This window comes from Lutibacter sp., assembly GCF_040883305.1.
Taxonomy (GTDB): Bacteria; Bacteroidota; Bacteroidia; order Flavobacteriales; family Flavobacteriaceae; genus Lutibacter.
Window position 1 is genome coordinate 1 of the sequence record NZ_JBFLKT010000351.1, and the last position, 9,900, is coordinate 9,900.

9 protein-coding genes are annotated in these 9,900 nt (G+C 29.4%); 8 read left to right on the forward strand and 1 reads right to left on the reverse strand.

Features of this window, described 5'->3' with window-relative positions:
- From AB1Z17_RS11245 to tsf, 4 genes are all read left to right on the forward strand, one after another.
- Positions 1 to 255 (forward strand): uL13 family ribosomal protein (locus AB1Z17_RS11245; RefSeq protein WP_368051889.1); only part of this gene is annotated, 255 nt, incomplete at its 5' end.
- Complete coding sequence (gene rpsI / locus AB1Z17_RS11250; RefSeq protein ID WP_134247295.1) at positions 255 to 641, forward strand: 30S ribosomal protein S9; 387 nt, start codon at positions 255 to 257, stop codon at positions 639 to 641. The genes AB1Z17_RS11245 and rpsI, both read left to right, overlap by 1 nt.
- Positions 642 to 811: 170 nt before the next feature.
- Complete coding sequence (gene rpsB, locus AB1Z17_RS11255; protein WP_368051890.1) at positions 812 to 1,558, forward strand: 30S ribosomal protein S2; 747 nt, start codon at positions 812 to 814, stop codon at positions 1,556 to 1,558.
- Between the two features lie 49 nt (positions 1,559 to 1,607).
- Positions 1,608 to 2,576 carry a translation elongation factor Ts gene (gene tsf, locus AB1Z17_RS11260; RefSeq protein WP_368051891.1) on the forward strand — a complete coding sequence of 323 codons (969 nt, stop codon included), beginning with the start codon at positions 1,608 to 1,610 and terminating at the stop codon, positions 2,574 to 2,576.
- A 52-nt stretch (positions 2,577 to 2,628) separates the two neighbouring features.
- Here the strand turns inward: tsf and AB1Z17_RS11265 are convergent, their stop codons facing one another.
- Positions 2,629 to 3,732 carry an acyltransferase family protein gene (locus AB1Z17_RS11265; RefSeq protein WP_368051892.1) on the reverse strand — a complete coding sequence of 368 codons (1,104 nt, stop codon included), beginning with the start codon at positions 3,730 to 3,732 and terminating at the stop codon, positions 2,629 to 2,631.
- A gap of 359 nt (positions 3,733 to 4,091) precedes the next feature.
- Here AB1Z17_RS11265 and pyrH point away from each other — a divergent pair, with 359 nt between their 5' ends.
- The 4 genes from pyrH to AB1Z17_RS11285 form a co-directional block, all read left to right on the forward strand.
- Positions 4,092 to 4,799, forward strand: a complete 708-nt coding sequence (gene pyrH / locus AB1Z17_RS11270) for a UMP kinase (RefSeq protein WP_368051893.1) — start codon at positions 4,092 to 4,094, stop codon at positions 4,797 to 4,799.
- A gap of 23 nt (positions 4,800 to 4,822) precedes the next feature.
- A complete protein-coding gene (gene frr, locus AB1Z17_RS11275; RefSeq protein WP_368051894.1) occupies positions 4,823 to 5,377 on the forward strand; it encodes a ribosome recycling factor in 555 nt (184 codons plus the stop codon).
- Between the two features lie 193 nt (positions 5,378 to 5,570).
- The gene (locus AB1Z17_RS11280) at positions 5,571 to 8,084 is read left to right on the forward strand and encodes a DUF5686 family protein (RefSeq protein ID WP_368051895.1); all 2,514 of its coding nucleotides are present in this window, start codon (positions 5,571 to 5,573) and stop codon (positions 8,082 to 8,084) included.
- 54 nt (positions 8,085 to 8,138) lie between these two features.
- The coding region (locus AB1Z17_RS11285; RefSeq protein ID WP_368051896.1) for an RND family transporter at positions 8,139 to 9,900 on the forward strand (1,762 nt) is incomplete at its 3' end.

Consider the following 9,900-nt stretch of genomic DNA (forward strand, 5'->3'; position numbering starts at 1 on the left):
AATTTAACTGGAAAAAAGTGGACTGACAAATCTTACATTCGTCACACAGGTTATCCAGGTGGTCAAAGATCATTAACTGCAACAGAAATGTTCGAAAAAGACCCAACACGTCTTGTAGAAAAAGCAGTAAAAGGAATGTTACCTAAAAATATTTTAGGTAGTGCTTTGTACAGAAATTTATATGTTTACGCTGGTGCTGAACATAACCAAACTGCACAAACACCTAAAGTTATTAACCTTAACGATCTTAAATAATGGATACAATTCACAAAATAGGTAGAAGAAAAACAGCTGTTGCTCGTGTTTATGTTTCTGAAGGAAAAGGAAATATCACAGTTAACAAAAAGGATTATAAAGAGTACTTTACTACTCCACACTTACAATACAAAATTTTACAAGCTTTAAACTTAACTGATAATGCAACTGCATTTGATATTAAAGTTAATGTTTTTGGAGGAGGAATTACAGGACAAGCAGAAGCTATCCGTTTAGGAATTTCTAGAGTTTTAGTTGAGTTAGATCCAGAAAATAGAACAATTCTTAAGCCAGAAGGTTTACTTACTAGAGACCCAAGAATGGTTGAACGTAAGAAATTCGGTCAAAAGAAAGCAAGAAAAAAATTCCAATTCTCAAAACGTTAATCGTTTTATACAGAAATTGGTACACCAATTTTTTTGGTGGTTCATTGAAATTAAAAACAAAGTTGTCGTTGATCAGTCAATGACTGTAATAAGTTTAGCATCCAAATAGGGAAGATCGAGTATTCGCTACTTCCCTATTGCTAACTCAACGGAACGTAAACTAAATACAAATGGCAAATATTGAAATTAAAGATTTATTAGACGCAGGTGTACATTTTGGTCACCTAACAAGAAAATGGGACCCAAACATGGCTCCTTACATTTACGGAGAACGTAACGGTGTACATATTATTGACCTTTACAAAACTGCTGCAAAAATCGAAGAAGCTTCTGAAGCTTTAAAGAAAATTGCATCTTCAGGTAGAAAAATCCTTTTTGTAGCTACAAAAAAACAAGCAAAAGAAATTATTTCAGACAAATCTAAAAGTGTTAACATGCCTTACATCACAGAAAGATGGCCAGGCGGAATGTTAACTAACTTTATTACTATTAGAAAAGCTGTTAAAAAAATGGCAACTATCGATAGAATGAAGCAAGATGGTTCTTTTGAAGCACTTTCTAAAAGAGAAAAATTACAAATTAACCGTCAACGTGAAAAACTGGAAAAAAACTTAGGTTCTATTACAGATATGACACGTTTACCTGGTGCAATTTTTGTTGTTGATGTGAAAAAAGAACATATTGCTGTTGCTGAAGCAAAAAAATTAAATATTCCAATTTTTGCAATGATCGATACAAACTCTGATCCAAGAGGAATTGATTATGTAGTACCAGCAAATGATGATGCTTCAAAATCTATTGAAAAAGTATTAGGACATATTATAGATGCTGTTGCTGAAGGTTTATCTGAAAGAAAAGCAGGTAAAGAAAAAGTTGCTGAAGCTAAAGCTGAAACAAAAAAAGAAGTAAAAAAATAATTAAAGTAAAATAGTTGAATGCTCAAATTCAACAAAAAACAATAATAAAATGGCGAAAATTACAGCCCAAGAAGTAAATAAATTAAGACAATCTACAGGCGCAGGTATGATGGATTGTAAAAATGCACTTGTTGAAGCCGAAGGAGATTTTGACAAAGCAGTTGATATTTTACGTAAAAAAGGACAAAAAGTTGCTGCAAAAAGAGCAGATAGAGATTCATCTGAAGGTGCAGTTATTGCTTATGTAAATGATGACAATACACAAGGTGCTATTGTTTCTCTTAACTGTGAAACAGATTTTGTTGCTAAAAACGATGCTTTTGTTGCTTTAGCTACAGAATTTGCAAAGGTTGCAGTAAATTGTGATTCAAAAGAAGCGTTTTTAGCTGCTGATTTTGGTGGAATGACAGTTGCTGAAAAATTAATTGAGCAAACAGGTGTTATTGGTGAAAAATTAGAAATTGGTGGATTTGAAAAAGTATCAGGTCCTTATGTTGGTTCTTATATTCACGTTGGTAATAAAATTGCAAGTTTAACAGTTTTATCTGCTAACATAGAAGGTTCAGATGTTGTTGCAAAAGACGTATCTATGCAAGTAGCTGCAATGGGCGCAACAACTTTATCTTACAAAGATTTTGACCCTGCTTATGTTGCTTCTGAAACTGAAGCTAGAATTGCAGTTATCGAAAAAGATAATATCGAACTTGCTAGATTAGGTAAAACACTTAAAAATATTCCTACTTTTATTTCAAGAGCACAATTAACTGATGAAGTTATTGAGCAAACTAAATTAAAATTACAAGAAGAGTTAAAAGCAGAAGGTAAACCTGAAGCAATTTGGGATAGAATTCTTCCTGGAAAATTAGAACGTTTTATTTCTGATAATACAACTTTAGATCACGAACAATGTCTTCTTGATCAAAACTTTATTAAAGATGAAAAAATATCAGTTGCTGAATATGTAAAATCTATTGGTGATGTTACTGTAATTGACTTTAAAAGAATTTCTTTAGTATAATACACTATTACAAATTTTTAAAAACCTCGCTTTTAGCGAGGTTTTTTTTATGCTAAATTTTTATAAAAATCTTTCTTTTGTACAAAATATAAGTTAAAAACCAGAAGAAAATAATATGTGTAATTGCAAATAATAAAGATCCATTCATGTTTCCTGCAATTGGTACAAAAATATGATTATATAAATATCCATATCCAGAAATTGTTTCTCCATTATCTCCTTTAATTTTTATCAAATAAATAATTATTTGTACGTATAAACCAGAAAACATGTAAATAAATAATGGATTTATTCCAAAATGAATAAATGGTCTTGTCCATTTTCTCACTCCTTTTACGTCAATAACCCATAATAAAAGCGCCAAAAATAAGAGTGCTAAACCTCCAGTGTATAAAACATAAGTACTTGTCCAAAGTGATTTATTAATTGGAAAAACTGTACCCCAAACCAGTCCGATAACAGTTAAAATTACACCATAAACTACTAAACTTTTTACGGTATTTAAAGTGTTTTTGGAATTTTCAATAATATTACCAACAAAATAACCTAGTAAAACTGTTGCAATAGAAGGTAATGAAGATAATAAACCTTCAGGATCAAAGGTAAAACCCAACCCCTTATACATATGGTTTTCACCTAATATTGCGAAATCCAATTGCTGTACCAAATTACCTGTTTCGGCAAAAGAATCTATTGGATTTCCAAAATATAATAATCCCCAATATCCCAACAAAATTGAAACAAAAACATATTTTAATACTTTAACATTAAACTGTAAACACAAAAGCGCAGTTAATCCATAAACTATTGCAATACGCTGTAAAACACCTAAAATTCTAACATTCTCAAAATCAAACTTTGGAAATAAATTTAAAAATAACCCTAATAAAAAAATTATTAAAGTCCGTTTTATTACTTTTTTAAAACTTGTAACTGAAATTCCTTTGTCGAATTTTTTAAACGAGTAAAACATTGAAACTCCAACAATAAAAAGAAAAAAGGGAAACACCAAATCTGTTGGTGTACATCCATGCCATTTTGCATGAAGTAATGGCGGATAAACATAACTCCAACTTCCTGGGGTGTTTACCATAATCATTAATGCAATGGTTAAACCTCTTAAAACATCTAAAGCAATTAATCTTTGTATTGCCATACTATTATTAAAATTATTTGTAGATAAAGCAAATATCAAAGAAATAGAATAGCTCCTAATTAGAATTTGTATTACCTTTTCGAAACTATAAATTTACTAAAAAAGTTGTATAAACAAATTAAAATGATTTTTAATTAAATATATATTTGATTACTACTAATTTCAAATTCTAAGAGCTCATCATTTTTAACAAATCCAAAAAAAATTATGTCGAAACAGTACGTGTATAAAATATATCTTTAAATATTACAAGTATCTAAAAAATACAAACCATAATTTAATATTCCTCTAATTCATACAAAACATTCCATTTAAACTTCTAAAGTATTTCTTATATTTGCATAACTTTCAAAGAAATTATGGCTTATAAAAGAATTCTATTAAAATTAAGTGGTGAAGCTCTTATGGGAGATCGCCAACATGGAATAGACCCAAAAAGACTAGCAGATTATGCTCAGGAAATTAAAAATATTGTAGATAAAGGTATTGAAGTTGCCATTGTTATTGGTGGCGGAAATATTTTTAGAGGTGTTGCTGGAGCAAGCAATGGTATTGATAGAGTTCAAGGAGATTACATGGGAATGTTAGCAACAGCAATTAATGGCTTGGCATTACAAAGTGCTATAGAAGCCGCAGGTATTAAAACCAGATTATTAACTGCTATAAAAATGGAACAAGTTGCAGAACCTTTTATAAAAAGAAGAGCTGTGCGTCATTTAGAAAAAGGACGAGTTGTTATTTTTGGTTGTGGAACCGGAAATCCTTATTTCACAACAGATACGGCTGCCGTTTTAAGAGCTATAGAAATAGGTGCCGAAGTTATTTTAAAAGGAACACGTGTAGATGGAATTTACAACTCCGATCCTGAAAAAAATGACAATGCCATTAAATTTGATTCCATTTCTTACAAAGATGTAATGAATAAAGGTCTTAAAGTTATGGATATGACTGCTTTTGCATTAAGTCAAGAAAATAATTTACCTATAATTGTTTTTGATATGAATACAAAAGGTAACCTTGAAAAAGTAATTTCAGGAGAAAATATTGGAACAATAGTTGATAATTAATTATAAATTAAAATTTTTCAATTATGAATGAAGAATTAAACTTTATTATAGATAGTACAAAAGAATTAATGCAAGAAGCAATTTTGCATTTAGAAAAAGAATTCAGAAATATTAGAGCTGGAAAAGCAAGCCCTGCAATGTTAGGAAATGTAACTGTAGATTATTACGGTTCTCAAACACCGTTAGCGCAAGTTGCCAATGTAGGTACTATGGATGCGCATACAATTACTGTGCAACCTTGGGAAAAAAACATGTTGCACGAAATTGAAAAAGCCATTATGAATGCAAATCTAGGTTTTAACCCTATGAATAATGGTGAAGTTGTTATTATTAATGTTCCTGTGTTAACCGAAGAACGACGTAGAAATTTATCTAAACAAGCAAAAGCGGCGGCAGAAGATGCTAAAGTGAGTATTAGAAATGATCGAAGAGAGGCAATGCACGAAATTAAAAAAACGGATGCTTCTGAAGATATGAAAGCAAATGCTGAAGTGGATATACAAGCTTTAACAGATAAATTTAGTCAAGAAGTTGATGACCACTATAAAATAAAAGATGCAGAAATTATGAAGGTTTAATTAAAATAAACCTTATTTTTATATCGTTATAAAAAACAAAAAGGCTGTCTAAAGAGTGCATTTAACCTAATTACGAAAGTGCGTTGTAATCTTAAATTGTGAGCTACAAGAATAAAGAGTACTATGGTTTTCGTTCTTATGGATTTTAATTCTAACTTTTTAGATAGTTTTTTTTATACATCAAAAAATATTAATGAAAAAGGCACTTTTTTTATTATTGCTATTTCCTATGATGGTCTTATCTCAAAACCAAATTCAAGGAATTGTTACAGATAGTAAAACAAAAAAACCTTTGCCTTTTGCCACCATAATAACAAACACTGGTTTTGGAGTATTAACCGATGTTGACGGAAAATTCTTTATTCAAACAAAAAATTCTTTTAAATCCATTACAATTTCTTATATCGGTTATACTTCTTTAGAATTTTTAATAAGTTCAAAAGACCGGTTTGTACAGGTAGAATTAACTTCTTCAATAGAAAATTTAGACGAAGTTTTAATTACTGCTAGAGAAAATCCTGCTTTACAAATTATTAAAAATGCTATAAAAAATAAACCAAAAAACAATATAGAAAAAGCGTTAAATTCTTTTAGGTTTAATGCCTATAATAAAATTTTAGTTACTGCAAATCCTGACTCTATTCATGGAAAAATAGACTCTGTTTTCATATTAAAAAAAGATGGATCTAAAGAGTTTTCAAAATTAGATTCTTCTAACTATAAATTTAAAAAAGATATTATAAAACAACACTTATACATTTCTGAAAAAATATCTGAATATCAATTTCAAAAAGGTAAAAAGAAAAAAGAAGTTGTACTAGCATCCCGTATGGCAGGCTTAAAACAACCTGTTTACGAACTTTTAGCAATTACATTTCAAGATCTCTCTTTTTATAATGAATTTTACACTTTAGCTGGCACAAAATATACAAATCCACTAGCTAAAAATGCCCTAAAAAAATACAATTATAAAATTTTAGATACCATAAATAATGGCAACGGACAATCAATTATTATCTATTTTAAACCTAAAGAAAAGAAAGAAATTTTAGGTATTGAAGGTGTTTTATACATTGACACCAAACAGTTTGCCATTACAAAAGCGATTGCAGAATTAAAAGGGATTGTAAATGTTAAAGCATCTCAAAACTACAATTACTTAGAAGCCTATAAGATTTGGTTTCCCAGTAGCATGAATATTGTATTAAGAAAAGGTACAAACAAGGAAAATATTTCATTATTTGGTGGAACAATTAAATTCTCAGAAAATAAAAAAAATGACTCTATAGTTAATACAAATATAAAAGATGAAAGTGACGTTACTTATTTTATTTCAACAACAACAAATTCAAATATTCACATTAACACCCCTGTAACTGTAAAAAAATCTGCTTCAACTATTCAATTTAAAGACGATGCCCATAAAAAAACAGCGCAATTCTGGAATTTATACCGAACAGATTCGTTGACAAAACGAGGAAAAACTACATACACATTTTTAGATAGTATTTCAGAAAAAGAAGGTGTTGAAAAAAAAATAAACCTAGCACGAAACATATTAAAAGGATATTTTCCAACCAAATACATAAATTTAGATCTTGGAAAAATATTAAACTTAAATAATTACGAAGGTGTACGTTTAGGTTTTGGAGGAGAAACAAATGCTGATTTTTCTAATATTTTTAAAATCGAATCGTATGTAGCCTATGGAACAAAAGACAAAGATATTAAGTATAGCATTGGAGCGTCATTCAGACTTAATAAAAATACAAATACTTGGTTGGGTGGAAACTTTACAAACGATTTAAAAGAAGCAGCTTCATTAGATTTTATTAAAGAAAATAACTCTTTTTCGCCTATTAACCCAAGAAATTTAAATATCGATAAATTTTACAATTATAAAACCGCAGATGTCTTTATTGAACACGATATTCAGCCAAATTTAGAATCTAAACTTCAGTTTAGTAGTGGAGATTATTTACCTGTTTTTGATTATCAGTTTACTTCTTCAAACAAAAATCTTATAAACTACAAATTAACGCTGGCAATTTTAGGAATAGAATTCAATCCTACAAACGAATATATGAATTCACCTTTAGGAAAACTTACTATAAAAAACGCTTTTCCTCAATTTACTTTTCAACTCACAAAAAGTTTTGACAATTTATTTCTAAGTGATTTCGATTTTACACGTATAAATTTTAGAATTTTACATGAAATTAAACCACTTCGAAAAGCAACCACTACCTTTTTAGCCGAAGGAGGAATCATTTTTGGAGACGCTCCAATTTCGCACTTATTTAATGCTACACCAAATTATACATTTAAAAACCCTTGGAGAAAACGGATTACTCTTGCAGGTAAAAATAGCTTTGAAACTATGGGTTATAACGAGTTTATTTCCGACAAATTTGCTGCCTTACACATTAAACATCAATTAAAACCTTTTAAAATATCTTCAAAGTTTAAACCTCAATTAACGTTAGTAACCAGAGCTGCAATTGGAACAATAAAGCATCCAGAACACCATAACGGATTGATTTTTAAAAATTTGAATAAGGGATATATAGAAAGTGGACTAGAGTTTAACAGCTTATTTAAAGGCTTTGGATTAAGTGGTTTTTATAGGTATGGCGCATATAAAAACCCAGAATGGAGCGATAATTTAGCTGTAAAATTGACCTACAAATTAAGGCTCGGTTTTTAAGTATCAGTTAGTTAAAAGCTCAACTATTTTGTTACCTTTGCAAAAATTTTTTTAATGAATTTTTGGACACATACTTCTAGATTAATTTTAAAAGGAAGGTATTTTATAATACTGTTAATTGCAGCTTGCACCTATTTTTTAGCTTCTCAAATGCAGTATATGCGTTTTTCTTATACAGAAGCAAATCTATTACCCGAAAATCATCAAATAAATATAGATTACAACAAATTTTTAGAACTTTTTGGAGAAGAAGGAAACCTTATTATTTTAGCAACTGAAGACCCCTCCATATTTACTCCCGAAAAGTTTAACGCTTGGAATAGTTTATCTAAAAAACTTGATAGTTTTGCCGAAGTAGATTTTACCGTTGCAATTGGTGACATACAAAAATTAACAAAAAATAAAACCGAACAAAAATTTGACCTAGAACCTTTATACGAAAAGGATCCGGAAACAACAGCAGATGTTTTAAAAATAAAAAACGAACTTTTTGAGAATCTGCCATTTTATGATAATTTTTTATACAATAAAAAGTCTGAAACTATTAGAACTATAGTGTATTTAAAAAAAGACATTGTAAACACTTCAGTTCGAAAAGATTTTATTTTTGATGCCTTAAATCCAACAATTGAAAAATTTGAGAAAGACTATAATATAGACATTCGAGTTTCTGGTATGCCTTACATCCGTACCATGAATGCCCAAAATATTATTGATGAAATTGGTCTGTTTGTAGCACTGGCTTTAGGAGTTACAGCGCTTATTTTCTTTTTCTTTTTTAGATCTTTTAGAGCAACTTTTATAACTTTAATTGTAGTAAGTATTGGTGTAGTTTGGGCTTTTGGATTTATTGGACTATTTCGATATGAAATAACAGTTTTAATGGCTTTAATTCCGCCATTAATTATTGTAATTGGAGTTCCAAACGCAATATTTTTAATTAATAAATACCAACAAGAAGTTAAAAAGCATGGCAATCAGGCCAAATCTTTACAACGTGTAATTTCTAAAATAGGAAATGCCACTTTAATGACTAATGTTACAACCGCCTCAGGTTTTGCAACATTTATTTTCACTAAAAGTCAGTTATTAAGAGAATTTGGTACTATCGCTTCCATTAACATTTTAGCTATTTTTATATTGGCATTATTAATTATACCAATTATGTATAGTTTTTTGCCATTACCAAAAGAAAAACACTTAAAACATCTTGAACGAAAGTGGATTGATGCAATTGTTACTTGGATGGAATCTATTGTTAGAAACCACAGAGTAGCAGTATATGCCTCAACAATTGTGTTAATTATTGTAAGCATGATTGGTGTTTATATGATTAAAATATCGGGAAGTTTAATTGAAGATATGCCTAAAGGCAAACAATTTTTTAAAGATATTGTATTTTTTGAAGAAGAGTTTGGAGGCATTATGCCATTGGAAATTATTATTGACACAAAAACTGAAAAAGGTGTAATGAAACTTTCTACCTTACAACGAATGAACAAGTTAGATGAAACTATTGATGAAATTCCACAACTCTCAAAATCAATCTCAGTTTTAAACATCGTTAAATATTCCAAACAAGCTTTTTACAGCGGAAAACCAAAATATTACCAATTACCAAATAATCAAGAAAAAAACTGGATTTTAGCATATACAAAAAATGCAACCTCAAATACCGATTTACTAAATAATTTTGTCGATTCTACAGGTAGATATGCGAGAATGACAACTTTTATGAAAGATATTGGAACAGAAAAAATGACTGGTATTGAAGAGCGTATTCAACAAAAAATTGATAAGGAATTTCCAAAAGAAG

What these genes read in the sequence shown, in the direction of transcription:
- tsf (WP_368051891.1), top strand. Translation starts at nt 1,608, where the DNA reads ATGGCGAAAATTACAGCCCAAGAAGTAAATAAATTAAGACAATCTACA.
- rpsI (WP_134247295.1), top strand. Translation starts at nt 255, where the DNA reads ATGGATACAATTCACAAAATAGGTAGAAGAAAAACAGCTGTTGCTCGT.
- AB1Z17_RS11280 (WP_368051895.1), top strand. Translation starts at nt 5,571, where the DNA reads ATGAAAAAGGCACTTTTTTTATTATTGCTATTTCCTATGATGGTCTTA.
- rpsB (WP_368051890.1), top strand. Translation starts at nt 812, where the DNA reads ATGGCAAATATTGAAATTAAAGATTTATTAGACGCAGGTGTACATTTT.
- pyrH (WP_368051893.1), top strand. Translation starts at nt 4,092, where the DNA reads ATGGCTTATAAAAGAATTCTATTAAAATTAAGTGGTGAAGCTCTTATG.
- AB1Z17_RS11265 (WP_368051892.1), bottom strand. Translation starts at nt 3,732, where the DNA reads ATGGCAATACAAAGATTAATTGCTTTAGATGTTTTAAGAGGTTTAACC.
- frr (WP_368051894.1), top strand. Translation starts at nt 4,823, where the DNA reads ATGAATGAAGAATTAAACTTTATTATAGATAGTACAAAAGAATTAATG.